Source organism: Citrobacter braakii, from assembly GCF_002075345.1.
Lineage (GTDB): Bacteria > Pseudomonadota > Gammaproteobacteria > Enterobacterales > Enterobacteriaceae > Citrobacter > Citrobacter braakii.
Genome location: NZ_NAEW01000006.1, coordinates 304,641 through 319,004, shown reverse-complemented (window position 1 = coordinate 319,004; position 14,364 = coordinate 304,641). Strand labels below are relative to the sequence as shown.

12 protein-coding genes are annotated in these 14,364 nt (G+C 51.8%); 7 read left to right on the top strand and 5 right to left on the bottom strand.

Going from position 1 to position 14,364, the window contains the following annotated elements; genetic code table 11:
- Positions 1–38: 38 nt before the first annotated feature.
- Entirely contained in the window at positions 39–1,382 is a 1,344-nt protein-coding gene (gene gntP, locus BZK42_RS15590) for a gluconate permease GntP (protein ID WP_019078289.1), read from the bottom strand.
- Positions 1,383–1,642: 260 nt separating this feature from the next.
- Between gntP and uxuA the strand changes: the two genes are divergently transcribed.
- The 5 genes from uxuA to BZK42_RS15565 all read left to right on the top strand — a co-directional run bounded on the left by uxuA (position 1,643) and on the right by BZK42_RS15565 (position 7,447).
- A complete protein-coding gene (gene uxuA / locus BZK42_RS15585; protein WP_016151555.1) occupies positions 1,643–2,827 on the top strand; it encodes a mannonate dehydratase in 1,185 nt (394 codons plus the stop codon).
- 78 nt (positions 2,828–2,905) lie between these two features.
- On the top strand, positions 2,906–4,381 hold the full coding sequence (locus BZK42_RS15580) for a fructuronate reductase (RefSeq protein ID WP_080859427.1): 1,476 nt from the start codon (positions 2,906–2,908) through the stop codon (positions 4,379–4,381).
- A gap of 221 nt (positions 4,382–4,602) precedes the next feature.
- The gene (uxuR, locus tag BZK42_RS15575) at positions 4,603–5,376 is read left to right on the top strand and encodes a Uxu operon transcriptional regulator (RefSeq protein WP_080859425.1); all 774 of its coding nucleotides are present in this window, start codon (positions 4,603–4,605) and stop codon (positions 5,374–5,376) included.
- 647 nt (positions 5,377–6,023) lie between these two features.
- A complete protein-coding gene (locus tag BZK42_RS15570) occupies positions 6,024–6,233 on the top strand; it encodes a hypothetical protein (RefSeq protein ID WP_047358398.1) in 210 nt (69 codons plus the stop codon).
- A 176-nt stretch (positions 6,234–6,409) separates the two neighbouring features.
- Positions 6,410–7,447, top strand: a complete 1,038-nt coding sequence (locus BZK42_RS15565; protein ID WP_047414552.1) for a porin — start codon at positions 6,410–6,412, stop codon at positions 7,445–7,447.
- A 59-nt stretch (positions 7,448–7,506) separates the two neighbouring features.
- On the opposite strand, the gene BZK42_RS15560 is transcribed toward BZK42_RS15565, so the two are convergent.
- The 4 genes from BZK42_RS15560 to BZK42_RS15545 form a co-directional block, all read right to left on the bottom strand.
- Entirely contained in the window at positions 7,507–7,908 is a 402-nt protein-coding gene (locus BZK42_RS15560; protein ID WP_049269974.1) for a hypothetical protein, read from the bottom strand.
- 190 nt (positions 7,909–8,098) lie between these two features.
- A complete protein-coding gene (locus BZK42_RS15555) occupies positions 8,099–9,286 on the bottom strand; it encodes an MFS transporter (protein WP_016151561.1) in 1,188 nt (395 codons plus the stop codon).
- 97 nt (positions 9,287–9,383) lie between these two features.
- Positions 9,384–10,664: a DUF445 domain-containing protein gene (locus tag BZK42_RS15550; RefSeq protein WP_080859423.1), complete on the bottom strand. Its 1,281-nt coding sequence runs from the start codon at positions 10,662–10,664 to the stop codon at positions 9,384–9,386.
- Between the two features lie 75 nt (positions 10,665–10,739).
- Entirely contained in the window at positions 10,740–11,666 is a 927-nt protein-coding gene (locus BZK42_RS15545) for a LysR family transcriptional regulator (RefSeq protein ID WP_016151563.1), read from the bottom strand.
- A gap of 219 nt (positions 11,667–11,885) precedes the next feature.
- On the opposite strand from BZK42_RS15545, the gene BZK42_RS15540 reads away from it, so the two are divergent.
- Together BZK42_RS15540 and metC are read left to right on the top strand one after the other, a co-directional pair.
- On the top strand, positions 11,886–13,118 hold the full coding sequence (locus BZK42_RS15540; RefSeq protein ID WP_003019196.1) for a dicarboxylate/amino acid:cation symporter: 1,233 nt from the start codon (positions 11,886–11,888) through the stop codon (positions 13,116–13,118).
- A 30-nt stretch (positions 13,119–13,148) separates the two neighbouring features.
- On the top strand, positions 13,149–14,339 hold the full coding sequence (gene metC / locus BZK42_RS15535; RefSeq protein WP_016155600.1) for a cystathionine beta-lyase: 1,191 nt from the start codon (positions 13,149–13,151) through the stop codon (positions 14,337–14,339).
- The last annotated feature ends 25 nt before the right edge of the window (positions 14,340–14,364 follow it).

Below are 14,364 nucleotides of genomic sequence, written 5' to 3'. Positions count from 1 at the left end.
GAACCGCTCTGGCGCTGTGGGCCAGAGCGGTATCGACGTTATGCAATCATGCTGATGATCAACACGATAATCAGACCAACCACGGAGTTCACCAGCTCCAGCAGACCCCAGGTTTTCAGCGTATCCTTCACCGACAGGTCAAAGTAGCCTTTGAACAGCCAGAACGAGGCATCGTTGATATGGGTCAGGGTGTTGGAGCCAGCCGCCGTCGCCAGTACCAGCAACGCCGGATCGACGCCCACCAGTTGACCGGTTGCCGGGTCGAGAATGGCTGCGCTGATAATCCCCGCCGCCGTCATGGCTGAGACCACGCCCTGACCGGTTGCCAGACGAATAAGCACGGTTATCAACCACGCCATGATGTACGGAGAAATATTGCCGTGCGACATCAGCATGCCGATGGTATCGCCGATGCCGGTATCGATAATGGTCTGCTTCAGTACGCCGCCCGCGCCGATGATCAGGATCACCATGGCGATGCTTTTCACCGCGTTTTCAAAGGCGTTCATCACCCACTGCATGTCGTGACCACGCGCGGTACCAAACAGCACGAAGGCGACAATCATGGCGATAAACATCGCAATTGGCGAGGAGCCTAAGAAGTTGACCACTTCCCACGCCTGCGTTCCTTTCACCAGCCAGATGTTGGCGATGGTGGTGGAGATCATGATGATCGCCGGGATCAGCGGAACCAGAATAGAGATGCCGAAAGACGGTAGATTGTTCTGGTCAACCGGTACGTCGGCCTTCATGAATGACGGCGTCGGGCGATCGAGGTTGCCGAGGAACTTCGGCAGGATAAGCCCGGCGCAGATCACGCTCGGAATAGTCACCAGAATACCGTAGATGTAGACCATACCCATGTCAGCGCCGTAGGCGTTAACCAGCGCGACCGGACCAGGCTGCGGTGGGAACAGAGAGTGGGCGGTGGTGGCGGCGGCAACGGCAGGAATCGCCAGCTTGAGGAACGGGATCTTCGCTTCTGCGGCAATGACGATCACCAGCGGCGCCAGCATAATAAACGCCACTTCATAGAACATCGCCAGGCCGAAAATCAGACCAATAATGATCACCGACAGCTGTACATAGCGCAGACCGAGTCGCGCCAGCAGCGTATGAGCAATCTGATGCGCCGCTCCGGAATCGACCATCAGCTTACCGATGACTGCCCCGAATACCACGATAATCGCCAACTCACCCAGCGTGCTGCCAAAGCCGGATTTCATGGTGTGCAGCAGCGCCATTAAGTCCATACCCGCCAGCATGCCGACCGAGAGCGCCGCCAGCAGCAGGGCGACCATCGAGTTTATTTTGAATCTTAGATTGAGCACCAGCATCAGACCGATGCCGAATACGACCCACAGAATATTGAGAACATGCATATAACGTCTACCTTTATTGGTTGAACTATTATGATTTTGGTTGAGATGTTATCTGCATTGGTTAACCATTGATGCGATGAATGTCACATTGCGTTACATGTTTACATCTTTACTGCGCTTCCTGGCCGCAAAATGGCGATCTAATCAGCAAAAATCGTGATTTGGTTAACCAATTCATTCCTTCAGGTTGACATGTCATACCAAAAGGAGGAATTTATGTGCCATATCGTCGAGTCCATAACGTAAATGAGGAATAAAAGATGGAACAGACATGGCGCTGGTATGGTCCTAACGATCCGGTCACCTTAGCGGATGTACGTCAGGCGGGTGCCACGGGCGTGGTCACCGCCTTGCACCATATCCCGAACGGGGAAGTGTGGACGGTTGATGAGATCCTAAAACGCAAAGCCATTATTGAGCAGGCGGGCCTGGTCTGGTCGGTCGTCGAAAGCGTACCGATCCACGAAGACATTAAAACCCGTTCTGGTAACTATCAGCAGTGGATCGCCAACTACCAGCAAAGCCTGCGTAACCTGGCCCAGTGTGGCATTCGTACCGTGTGCTACAACTTCATGCCGGTTCTCGACTGGACCCGTACCGACCTGGAATACGTCCTGCCGGACGGCTCCAAAGCGCTGCGTTTTGACCAGATTGAATTCGCCGCCTTTGAGCTGCACATCCTCAAACGTTCGGGCGCGGAAGCGGATTACACCGCCGAAGAGATTGCTCAGGCGAATGAACGCTTCGCCACCATGAGCGATGAAGACAAAGCGCGTCTGACCCGCAATATCATCGCCGGTCTGCCGGGCGCGGAAGAGGGCTATACGCTTGACCAGTTCCGCCAGCATCTTGCGCGTTATAAAGATATCGATAAAGCCGCACTGCGCGAGAACTTTGCCGTCTTCCTGAAAGCAATAATTCCTGTGGCGGAAGAAGCAGGCGTGCGGATGGCAGTACACCCGGACGATCCGCCGCGCCCAATCCTCGGCCTGCCGCGCATTGTTTCCACCGTGGAAGATATGCAATGGATGGTCGATACGGTCAACAGCATGGCGAACGGTTTTACCATGTGCACCGGCTCCTACGGTGTCCGGGCGGACAACGATCTGGTCGACATGATCAAACAGTTTGGCCCACGCATTTACTTCACCCACCTGCGCTCCACGCTGCGTGAAGATAACCCGAAAACCTTCCATGAAGCGGCGCATCTTAACGGCGACGTCGATATGTACGAAGTCGTGAAAGCGATCGTTGAGGAAGAGCAGCGCCGTAAAGCCGAGGGTAAAGAGGACCTGATCCCAATGCGTCCGGACCACGGCCATCAGATGCTTGACGATCTGAAAAAGAAAACCAACCCAGGCTACTCCGCGATTGGTCGCCTGAAAGGGCTGGCGGAAGTGCGTGGCGTTGAGATGGCTATCCAGCGCGCTTTCTTTAGCCGCTAAAGCGAGTTGCCGGTCACCTGTCTGGCCGGCTTTTTCTTTTCTCTTCCGTTGGTCATTCAACGGGTTCTGGAGTTCACGATGACAACGACAATTGCCAATAGCAACCTGCCGGTTGCTCGCCCTGCATGGGACAGCTCGCGCCTGCAATCCCGCATTGTTCACCTGGGATGCGGCGCATTTCACCGCGCGCATCAGGCGCTGTACACCCATCATCTGCTGGAAACCACCGACAGCGACTGGGGGATCTGTGAAGTTAACCTGATGCCGGGTAACGATCGCGTCCTGATTGAAAACCTGCGCAAACAGCAACTGCTGTATACCGTGGCGGAAAAAGGCGCGGACAACACCGTGCTGAAAGTGATTGGCTCGATGAAAGAAGCGTTGCACCCGGAGCTTGACGGCTGTGATGGTATTTTACAGGCTATGGCGCGCCCGCAGACGGCAATTGTCTCGCTGACGGTCACGGAAAAAGGCTACTGCACCGATGCTGCCAGCGGACAGTTAGATCTCAATAACCCGCTGATTAAACACGATCTGGCGAATCCAGGCGCGCCGAAATCGGCGATTGGTTACATCGTACAGGCGCTGCATCTGCGTCGTGAGCAAGGGCTTGCGGCCTTTACCGTGATGTCTTGCGATAACGTGCGTGAAAATGGTCATGTGGCGAAAGTCGCGGTGCTGGGTCTGGCGCAGGCGCGCGACCCGCAGCTGGCGCAGTGGATTGAGGCTAACGCCACTTTCCCGTGCACCATGGTAGACCGCATTGTTCCGGCGGCGACGCCAGAAACGTTGCAAGAGATTGCCGACCAGTTGGGGGTGTACGATCCGTGTGCTATCGCCTGTGAGCCATTCCGTCAGTGGGTTATCGAAGATAACTTTGTCAACGGTCGCCCTGACTGGGACAACGTTGGTGCGCAGTTCGTTGCCGATGTGGTACCGTTTGAAATGATGAAACTGCGTATGCTCAACGGCAGCCACTCTTTCCTCGCGTATTTGGGCTATCTCGGCGGCTATGAAACTATCGCTGATACCATGACAAATCCGGCGTATCGCAAAGCGGCGTTCGCGCTGATGATGCAGGAGCAAGCGCCGACGCTGTCGATGCCGGAAGGCACCGATCTTAACGCCTATGCGACGCTGCTCATTGAGCGTTTCAGCAACCCATCACTGCGTCACCGCACCTGGCAGATTGCGATGGACGGCAGCCAGAAATTGCCGCAGCGCCTGCTGGATCCGGTGCGTCTGCATCTGCAAAACGCCAGCGACTGGCGTCACCTGGCGCTGGGCGTGGCGGGCTGGATGCGCTACACCCGTGGCGTGGATGAACAGGGGCAGGCCATTGATGTTGTCGACCCCTTGCTGGCTGAGTTCCAGCGCATTAACCAACAGTTCCAGGGGGCCGAACGCGTGACGGCGCTGCTGGGGCTGAGCGGCATTTTTGGCCATGATCTGGCGGAAAACGCTGATTTTGTGGAGACAGTTATCGCGACGTATCAACAGCTGTGTGAACACGGTGCACGCGAGTGCGTTGCGGCGTTAGGCGCTGACGCATAATCCCCGAAGTATGACGGGTCAATCAAAATGCTGATTTGGTTGACCCGTTTTCTGTTTTTGGCTTCCCGCAAATGCTATAGTTCAGGCGAAAAAACGTTTTTTGTAGGCTTGATAAGATGCGTCAGCGTCGCCATCAGCCAACGGCACAGGTGTCGGATGGCAGCGCATGTGCCTTATCCGGCCTACGGATCTGAATTGACGCATCTGACGGACATAACACGATGAAATCGAACACTTCTCAACAAAGACCCTACCAGGAAGTGGGTGCAATGATCCGCGATCTGATTGTCCAGACGCCGTACCAGCCCGGGGAGCGTTTGCCGCCGGAACGTGAAATTGCTGAGATACTCAATGTCACTCGCACGGTGGTTCGCGAAGCGTTAATTATGCTGGAAATTAAAGGTCTGGTGGACGTGCGTCGCGGCGCCGGGATCTACGTACTCGACAATGCAGATGCGCAGACCATCGACAGTACGGATGTCAATCATTGCAATGACGCGGGTCCGTTTGAGCTGCTGCAGGCGCGACAGCTGTTGGAAAGCAATATCGCCGAATTCGCCGCGCTGCAGGCTACCCGTGAAGATATCGTTAAAATGCGCCAGGCGTTACAGCTGGAAGAGCGGGAGCTGGCCTCCAGCGAAGCGAACGGTTCTGAAAGCGGCGACATGCAGTTCCATCTCGCCATAGCCGAAGCCACGCATAACAGCATGCTGGTGGAGCTGTTTCGCCAGTCATGGCAGTGGCGTGAAAACAACCCGATGTGGATCCAGCTCCATAGCCACCTTGACGATACCCATTACCGTAAAGAGTGGATGGGTGACCACAAACAGATCCTGGCGGCATTAATCAAAAAGGATGCCCGCGCAGCCAAGCTGGCAATGTGGCAGCATCTGGAAAACGTCAAACAGCGCCTGCTGGAGTTTTCAAATGTTGATGACATCGACTTTGATGGTTATCTGTTTGATTCCTGGCCGCTGGATAAAGTTAACGCCTGATTTTCCTTTCTCTCCCATGCGGGCTGTTGCAGCCCGCGCGACACTTTTCAGCACAAAAGTTTATTGCATAACAACGCTTTTTTCTCGTCATGAACGTCACGTAAAAAAAGGTTTCCATCACCTCAGATGATGATTTTTCCTCCGTCGTTACGCGGTGAAAATTGATTTATATCAATTAAAAACAACTTATTTTTGCATGCGAAAAAATGCATTGTTTACCTTATTTTTACCTTTCCGTGCTTATTTTTAGACAAAACGGGCCTGTGTTAAGTGAGAATCAAACTGATTTCCGCGGTGGTCAGAGCGAGGCTGCCCGGAATAACAGTGCATAAAAACAGGCGCTTCACGGAAATGTAGACATTAATAACGGCACGTAACTTATTGGCTGTAATGATGTTTTGATTTGAGGTCATGTTTATTGTCAATAGTTCTGGCTTTTTTAATCAAATGAATAAAAGTGAATATATGTAAAGTTAAAATTACACATTATTCTATAATCAAGTTATCTTTCATTTGAAATGCTGTTCCAGTTTTTTGTCCGTTATTAACAGTTTCATTACTATTGTCACTGTATTTTGCCGTTGACATGTTTTTACACTGACTGCATATTTCATCGCCATAAGCGTGTTTGCGTTCAGGAGATGATAATGCCCTCTCGAGATTACCCCGATATTAGAAAGGCCAGGGGTACCCGTTCAAAAGATATGGTTCTTTTAAGTGCCCGTGTCGATACCTCTCTGTGGGAATATGTTCGTACGCTGGCATTTGAAACCCGTAAAAGTAAACAAGATATTATTGCCGAAGCAATAATGTTATATCGCTCTGTTAATGAGAGCGTAAGCGAAGAATCCAAGTAATTACTCTCTGTTCGGGTTTTATTTAACCCAAAATGATATGTGTCTTGCCACTTTATTATTACCTTCATTGGTGTGTTAGAGGTTTTCCCCTTTTCCATAGGGGGCTTTTTTATGCGGGTATTCTGCCTTCATAACAAAGTTGATAGCAAAATTCACAATTAAAAGTGAGTAATAACATGAAAAAGTCAGCAATGGCATTAGCTGTAATGGTATTAGGGGTAACCTCCGTTCATGCAGCGGAAATTTATAATAAAGATGGCAACAAACTGGATCTGTACGGCAAAGTAAAAGCGGTCCATTCCTGGACTGGCGGCACCGATGCCGACGGTACATACGCGCGTCTGGGTTTTCGCGGTGAGACACAAATCAACGATCAACTGACCGGTTATGGCCAATTTGAAAGTCAGTTTGATGCCTCTAAAGCAGAAGGTTCTCAGAATGGCGTCAATACACGTCTGGCGTTTGCTGGCCTGGATTATGGCCATGACGTTAGCTTTGACTACGGTCGTAACTACGGTATTGCTTACGACGTGGGAGCTTACACTGACACTCTTTCAGAGTTCGGCGGCGACTCTTTTGAAGATGCTGACCGCTTCCTTACTTCACGTACTTCTGGCGTTGCAACACTCCGCACCAAAAATCTCTTTGGAGCCGTTGATGGTCTGAACATTGGTGCGCAATACCAGGGTAAAGGTGATGCCAACTCGGAAGACCCGACAAAACCTAATTTGACTAAGCAGCACGGTAACGGCTACGGCTTCTCCCTGGGCTATGACAACATTGCGGATTCCGGCGTGTCTGCTATTGCGACCTACACAAATAGTTCAATCACAGCAGCCCAAAAGAAAGGCAATAAAGACGGTAAATGGGATGGCGAAAACGCAGAGTTCTGGGGCGCGGGTCTGAAATATGATGCTAATGCCATCTACGTCGCGACCATGTACGGTGAGTCCCACAACCTGATTCAGGATGCGGATAAAGCTGAGCACTTTGAAGCAATGGCTGCGTATGTGTTTGATTTTGGTCTGCGTCCGAACGTGGGTTACGTTCACGCGCGTGACAACAACAATAATGACCTGACTGAATACGTAGCGTTGGGCACGGATTACTACTTCAACAAAAACATCGTGGCTGATGTGGGTTACAAAATTAACCTGCTCGATGGCAAAGACGACGACAACCAGGTTGTTGCAGGTCTGACCTATCAATTCTAATTTGTTGTACTAGCATAAAAGGCGTCTTAGTTAAGACGCCTTTTTTACCTCTGCCGTGTTTAAACTGGCTGACTCTCTTTCACCTGTACACCGCTAAACAGCCATTGCCAGATGCCCACTTTTACCCATGCGACCACGCAGAGAATCAGGTAAAAAAGTGGATTATGCGTAATGGTAACGTACATGACCTCCATTAAATCCACATGCAAATTTCCGGCAATTGCCATATTGATAACAAAAATTGAGGCTACCGCGCTGGCCAGTAAAATAAATACGGCCTGAAGCTGAGTTATCTCTGGTAACCTGCCAGAGGCCCATTGCCATAAAAATGTTGTTGTTAACAGGAATATAAGAAACAATCCTAACGCGCCAAACAGGCCAAAGTCTTTATAATCCTTTAGCGTGCCAATTAAACCCACCAAAATAATTAACCCCAGTAGTATTTTTTTAAACCATGACATGTACTTTTCCCGAAGATAGTGTTGATGCTGAGTTAATATGTCCATTTTTACGCATTTTAAATTGAGTTTATAAATGAACAGCCGGGAATTATAAATTGTCTGGCGGGTAATTGCTGATTATTTGTGGTTTATTAAATGTTGACATTTGATTGCGGACTAATCCTAAGATACCTGTTTATAAGGTTGTCGATTATACCCTTTTGGGGGAGGCGAAACGCTGTTTGTATAATTGTGTGAGGCTGATCAGTGCCGCAATAAACAAGGCGACGGCACCGCATAGCGTGGCATTAACGATCGCTTGAGCGCCGCTTCCCAGCAGGCTGGTTAATAGCGGCCCGAGTATTTGACCAATGCCGTAAGTCAGGGTGACCAGGCCCAGCAGATTAATATTGCGCGGTACGCTAAGTTGACGGGCGAGCGGCATGACCAGCGAAGTGGTCCCCATAAACGTTGCGCCAAAACCCACGCTGCTTATCACCAGCAGCGGCAAGGAGTCGCTGGCGAGCGTCATGACCACGCAGGCACTTTGGATCAGTAAATTCGCCGTCAGGCATTGCAATACCCCCCAGCGTCGGGCAGCCCACAGCCAGGCGAAACAACCCGGAATAATCGATATGCCGACCAACGACCAGAGATGGGCCGTAAGCAGCGGCGACCCGGCACTTTTCGCCATCAGTGGCAGGTATGTAGCGACAATGATGTAGCCAAATCCGGCCAATCCATACAGTAGCGCCAGCAGCCACCAGGACATAGGCTGATGCTCTGTTTTTACCGGTGCTGCGGCGGGGAGCGCATGGTCGCGAGATGGCAGGAGCATAACGAGTAGCACAAAGAATACAGCGGAAGCAGCCGCTGCCCCCAGCCAAAGCGTGTGCGATGACAGCGCAAAATGCAGACCGCTGATGACATATTCATTGCCCAGCAAAATGCCTGCGCCAACGCCGGAAAACAATGCGGCGATCACGAAGGGATGCCGGGTATGATGCAGGACGATCATCGAACCAAAAATCATCATACCGGCACTGGCGACGCCTGCCAGAAAACGGATCAGCATCACCAGCGCGGGTTGCTTAACGCTTGCCATTGCCAGAATCAACCCTGCGGTAGCGAGCGCAGAAGTTAACAACATCGGGCGTAAACGTGAGGGAAGATGGAAGAGCCCGAAGGAGAAGAGCAGGCTTCCCGCCAGATATCCGGCGTAGTTGGCGCTGGCAATCCAGGAGAGCTGGTCAAACGTAAACTGACCTTCCGAGAGCAGTACCGGGAGCATCGGCGTATACAGAAAGCGTCCAATTCCCATGCCCAGCGTTAAGACCAGCATGCCAAAGAGCGCGACGCTGATGGCATGACGATTTGAATCGGGGCTTCCCTGGGACATACGGACTCTCATTTCACGCTGTTAGTTTGATAATTGTTATATTACATGTGCAAATGATAATGAAAAGTAAAATAAAAATGGGCGTTTTACTTTCTCCTTAAAAATTCGCCAGCGTCAGCAGGGAAGGAATTTGCGACAACAGATATAACACCAGTCCAATAGAACCGCCGACCAGCGTGCCGTTGATGCGGATAAACTGTAAATCTTTGCCGATGTTTAGCTCAATTTGCTGCGACATATCGCGCGCATCCCAGCTTTTCACCGTGTCGCTGATGTGGCGCGTCAGGAAGGTGGCGAACTCCGGCGCAACTTTATACGCGGCCTGCTCCAGATGCCCATTCAGTGAGGCGCGCAGGGCGCTGTCGGCAACCAGTGTTTCGCCGAACCACTGTCCGGCGCTGGCGATGCGCTGCTTCACGCGCGAATCGTCAGCGTTAATGTCGGTTTTCACCCACTGGCGCAGGTCTGCCCACAGTTCGCCAAGATAACGGTTGAAAGCTTCGTCTTCCTTCAGATAGTTTTTCATGTTTTCGGCCCGCACGGCCATCTCCGGATCGTGTTTGAGCTTATCGATTAGCTTAAACGTGGCGCGATCGAAGGCGTGGCGGATCTGATGCGCCCGATCGTGGCTGATGTCATCCAGTAAGGAATTAACGGCATCAGACACCAGTTCGGCGCTGTGCTCGCCCAGCCATTCAGTCGGCAGGATCTTCGCTTTCAGCGGATGCTCGGTCTCCAGCCAGTGCACGATCTGTCGGGCGATAAACGCCCGCGAACTGTCGCGCTGGAGCAGGGCGATAAGTTGGGCGATCAATGTGTCGAGCAACACCTGATGGCGGTTGTTTTTGGTCATGCTTTCCAGCATCAGCGCGCTGGTACCGGAGAGATCGACCTTGTCGATGGCTTTGTGCACTGCCCGCTTGATCAGCCGCTGAATGCGGGCGTCGTCGGTGAGTTTGAGAAAACCGCTCATGATCTGCAGCAGATGCTGGCCAATTCGCTGGGCGTTTTCCGGCTGGCTGAACCAGCTACCAATCAACAACGCCGGTTCATGGCGGCGGATCAGGGCGATCAGGGACTGGGTGTCGAGAAATTTTTCCTGCACAAACTGACCGAGATTCTCCCCGATCCGATCCTTATTGCGTGGGATAATCGCCGTATGTTGCGAGATAAACGGGATTGGTACCCGTCGAAAAAGCGCCACCACGGCGAACCAGTCCGCCAGCGCGCCGACCATCGCCGCTTCGGCGATCGCTTTGATCCCGAGCACCCAGAAGTTAGGCGGCAGAAACAGCGTGATGACGAAGGTAGCGGCGGCAATCAGCAGCAATGAGAGCGCCAGTCGCTTGGCGCGTTTGAGTTCAGCAATTTTATTCATAGGCTTAAGGATAGAGCCAGACGGGGGGATCGCGCAAAAAATGTGGAGCGCCTCCCATTTTCAGACGTGCAAAGCTTACTCTGGGATCCAGTTGTCCCAGGCGGGTAAGGGGCCGAGTTCCGCCACCAGAAAATCGATAAACGATCGCACCTTCGGATTGCTGTACTTACTGGGAAAATAGAGCGCATACAGGGCGTGGGTTTCGCAGGTGATGGTGCCGTCGAGCATCAGCGGCGTTATCTCTTCTTTTTGAATATGATCGCCAATCAGATAGGTGGGCAAATACGCCACTCCCTGATCTTCTAACACCGATTTCAGCAATACCAGACTGCTGTTGGCCTGGATAGGCATATGCAGTTTTAACTGATGCAGACGATCCTGTTCATCCGCCACCTTCAGCACCGGCGTGAGACCTGGGTAAACCAGGCAATCATGATTGACCAGATCGCTACGACGCTGGGGCATGCCTTTTTTGGCAAGGTAGCCGGGTGAGGCGCAGTACGCCCAGCGGACAGGCACCAGCTTGCGCATTGCGTAGTTCTGCGGTGGTGCGGTGGAGATTCGCAGGGCGATGTCGAAATCTGTTTCGTTCAGATTCACGAAGTTATCGTTGAGATCGATATACAGATTCACATCTGGGAACTGGGAACGATATTTATCCACCAGGTTCACCAGCCGGGAATAACCAAACGCAATTGAGCAGGTTATGCGTAATTCACCCTGCGGGCTGTGATAATAACCGGAGGTGGTATTCAGCGTTTCATCGAATTCTTTCAAAAGCTTATTGGCGCGGTTAAAGAGATATTGCCCGGCATCGGTCAGGGTAATACTGCGGGTGGTACGTTTAATTAATGTCGTGCCTAACGTATCTTCCATTGCCGCCAGGCTTTTGCTGACCGCAGATGGCGAGACGTTGAGCTGCGCCGCGGCTTCTGACAATCCTCCGCAGTCGACGATTTTAATGAAAAACTCCAGATGCTTGAGTGAAATCGGCGTACTCATAGTTTCCTTTTATTCACAAGTGATTTGCAAAAACGGTACGAATAGGCCGTTACATTCGCGTTTTAAACATGCAACTATTGAATCACAGGAAACAACTTGCTGGCAAAATGAAAAAATAACAACTTAGGTGAGTTACGTCACAAAATAAAAGGAGGCGAAACGGAAACTCATCACATTGTGAATTTAATCTCATTAAATATTATTCTAAAGGTACCGATTATGTGGTCACGACTCGAACCCTACAGATCGTCGATTATTTTATTAGTTGCTCTGGTGATTGGCGGCTTATTAGGTATTTATGCCCCCTCATTTGCAAGTAAACTCCAGCCAATCGGCCAGATATTCTTAAATCTGCTATTTATGATTATTGTGCCGCTGGTGGGGATCAGCGTCATGTCTTCGATCGCCAGTATGACCGACCTGAAAAGGCTGGGGCGCATTATGGCGATTATCTTTATTGTTTCGATCGCAATGGCCTTTATTCCGGCTGCCGGGATCGTTGCGCTGGCGCTATGGTATAACCCGGCGCAGGGCGTCACTATCGATCTTTCGCAGTCGGTGCAGGCGGGCAGCGGTAAGATGGATTTTGTCAGCATGATCACGACCAGCGACTTTATCGGACTGTTTTCTAAGTCCAATATTCTGGCGCTGATTGTGATGGCGATTATTGCTGGTGTGGCGATTGGTCAATCGGATCAGGCCGGTAAGCGCATTGCGTCGCTGCTGGAAGATGCCAATACCGTGATCATGAAGATCGTCTCAATCATTATGAAGGTTGCACCGATTGGCCTGGGCTGCTATTTCGCTGCCACTATGGCCAGTCAGGACTCTGCACTGCTGCTGACCTTTGCTCGCGCCATCGGCCTGTTCATGGTGGCCACGCTGGTCTACTTTGTTTTTGGCTCGATTCTCTATTCGTATATTGGCGGCGGGATTCCGGCGGTCAAAGCCTTCTGGCGTAATGCGATTGAACCGTCTGCGACTGCGCTGGGAACCTGCTCTTCGCTGGGGACTCTCCCGGTGACGCTGCGTGCCGGTAAGGCGATGGGGATTAACCCGGAAATCGTTGATGTCTCCATTCCGCTACTGGTTAACCTGAACAAAGGTGGCGTGGCGATGATTGCCGCGCTGAAAATTGTCTTTATCTATTCCGTGCTGGGCATGGAGTTCACCACCGAGACCTTCTTCCTGACCATGCTGATTGCGGTGCTCTCCGCCATTATCGTCGGCGGCGTACCGGGCGGGGCATTCCTCGGTGAAATCTTTATCGTCACTACGCTGGGCCTGCCAATGGAAGCGATCCCGATGTTGGTAGTGCTGGGCACGATTACCGATGCGCCTGCCACACTGATTAACGTTATCCATGATTTGAATGCGGCGCAGATTGTTGAACGGTTCGCTGGAAAAAAGCAGACCAACACTGAAATAAACTCTACTGCTGCGGTGGTATAGGTTTCACACGGATTAAGAACAGGAGATGTTATGAAAGACGCAATGAAGCTTGAGACGCAATTGGTTGTTGCGGGTCGCGACAAACGCTACACCCAGGGAGCGGTGAATCCGGTTATCCAGCGCGCTTCTTCGCTGGTGTTTGATACCGTGAAAGACAAAAAATTCGCCACCGCCAATCGCGCAAATGGCGAGCTGTTTTATGGTCGCCGCGGAACCTACACCCACTTTGCCTTCCAGAAGGCAATGAGCGAACTGGAAGGCGGCGTTGGCTGCGCGCTATACCCGTGTGGCGCTGCGGCGGTGACCAATGCGATTCTGGCGTTTGTTCAGGGTGGCGATCATATTTTGATGACGGGCGCGGCCTACGAGCCAACTCAGGATTTTTGCAATAAGATCCTGAGTAAATTCAATGTGGAAACAACGTATTACGATCCGTTGATTGGTGCTGGTATCGTTGATCTTCTGCGTCCGGAAACGAAAGTTGTATTCCTCGAATCGCCAAGTTCGATCACCATGGAAGTCCAGGATGTACCGGGGATGGTGAAAGCTATCCGCGCGGTTAATCCGGAGATTGTCATTATGATCGACAACACCTGGGCGGCGGGTGTGCTGTTCAAAGCGCTGGAATATGGCGTGGATATTTCCATTCAGGCGGGAACGAAGTACACCATCGGTCATTCGGACGGCATGCTGGGCACGGCGGTGTCCAACGCGCGTTGTTGGGATCGTCTGCGCGAGAACTCCTATTTGATGGGGCAAACGCTGGATGCCGATACGGCCTACAACGGCAGCCGTGGATTGCGTACCCTGGCGGTACGTCTTAAGCAGCATCAGGAGAGCAGCATCCATATTGCCCGCTGGCTGTCGGCAAGGCCGGAAGTGGCGCGGGTGAATCATCCGGCATTACCGGAATGTCCGGGACACGAGTATTTTCAGCGTGACTTTGCCGGAAGCTCAGGCCTGTTCTCGTTTGTGCTGAAAAAGAGACTGACCGACGAGCAGATGGCGAATTTCCTCGATAACTTCTCGCTGTTCCATATGGCCTATTCGTGGGGCGGATTTGAGTCGCTTATTCTGGCGAATCAGCCAGAAGAGCTGAACAGCATTCGCCCAGCCGGAGAGGTAGATTTCAGCGGCACACTGGTCAGGGTGCATATTGGCCTTGAGGATATTGGCGACCTGATTGCCGATCTGGAAGCAGGGTTTGCGCGCATTGCTTAAGATAATGTGATGGTTGCCGGATGCG